Here is a 1,085-nt window from a genome sequence, read left to right on the forward strand (position 1 = left end):
ATAGCTGGTAAAAGTATAGTCATTTATAGGCATGGGAGGCTTCAAGTCCCTCCCCCTTCACTTTTACTTTCAGCGGATCGACCCGCATTGGCCCAACTACGCAGCTCCCTATCCCATTGCTAAACGCATTTGGGATTGCTTTTCTGAGAATGTTGTACGAAGCATTCACATCGGAATTAATTAACTGACCCGTCGATGTTTTGTACAAACCTCGCTTAATCCGCTTACCAGTAAACACAGGCTCTTTATCAGTTTTTCCGTAAACAGGAATTGGGTCTAGACCCAGAAAGTTGGCCCGTGAACTATAGGATTCTTCCTGCACAATTACCTTGATTCCCGCCAGCCGAGCTTTGTATTCCAACATCTCAATTAATCGAGAGTGAGGAATGTTGACAAAGTTTTGATTGGTTTGCTTACCTAAGTTAATTTCGGTTTTCCACTGTGCATTTTTCCCAACCACCAATGTCCCAATTTGCTTCGCTACCAAATGGTCAACAATCACACGACTAGCATGATGCAAGTAATTATCAACTTTCTGATTACGACAGCGAGTTAATCGCTGAATCCTGGGTGAGGTTTGACGATTCCCTTTTAACTGGAATTGTAATCGGGATTTGCGTTTGTTGTAGAACTGGTTGATTGATTTCAATGGTCGCCCGTTAATCAACAAAGGGATAAATCCCGGTTGATTTGAAGTTAACGCCACTAAATTATCCAGTCCTAAATCAATACTAGCTACAGAGTTGGCATTGCTGATTGTGGACTCCGGTTCATCATAAATCACCTCAATTACATAGGAATCACATTTCGGAACCAGTCTAACTTGACAAATCTGGTTCGGATTGAGTTGGGTTTTAATTGAAAGTTCAGTGCCGGAAAGTTTGATAATTCCTTTCTTTAACTGTTTACTACTAATCGCTTGAATCGTGTAGACGAGAAGGTTTCGCCCTTTTGTCTTGTCTTTGTACTTAGGCAGTTTTGGACGACCCGTGAATTTTGAAGAATCAACTTTGTAAGCTTTAACGGCTTCAAAAAACGATTTCCAATTCTTGTCTAGCACCATCAAGATTTGCTGACTTACTTTA

Annotated in this window: 1 protein-coding gene; it reads right to left on the reverse strand. The window is 41.0% G+C overall.

From position 1 onward, the window contains the following. Nucleotides 1-19: 19 nt before the first annotated feature. On the reverse strand, nucleotides 20-1,085 hold a 1,066-nt coding region (locus QUB24_RS33475; protein WP_333157898.1), incomplete at its 5' end, for a transposase.

Source organism: Microcoleus sp. B9-D4, assembly GCF_036705105.1.
GTDB lineage: Bacteria > Cyanobacteriota > Cyanobacteriia > Cyanobacteriales > Microcoleaceae > Microcoleus.